We start from the raw sequence: 238 nt of genomic DNA, 5'->3' as shown, positions 1-238 counted from the left end.
ATATCAAGCTGATAATCAATGCCATAGCGCTCCGCAAGCCCGGCCAGATGTTTTCTGAGCTGATAATGGTACGGTCCGCTCGCATCCTTCACGCAAATGGAGACGGTATATTCATCCGTAGACTGGCCGTCGCCGATCGCTCCCATATCAACAGCCAAGTATTCGACGGTCTCAGGAGGAATGTTGGAATTGCCGCCGTAGCCGATTTCTTCATTATTAGAAATCAGAAAATGCGTCG

The 238-nt window shown here is 49.6% G+C and carries 1 pseudogene; it reads right to left on the bottom strand.

Annotated features, from left to right (window positions below):
* Nucleotides 1-238: pseudogene (locus SB660_RS23620) on the bottom strand (peptidase M42); the annotation flags it as partial.

Source organism: Bacillus sp. SIMBA_005 (assembly GCF_046535585.1).
Classification (GTDB): Bacteria; Bacillota; Bacilli; order Bacillales; family Bacillaceae; genus Bacillus; species Bacillus pumilus.
The sequence above is the reverse complement of the archived record's forward strand: the minus strand, read 5'-3'. Positions and strand labels throughout refer to the sequence as shown.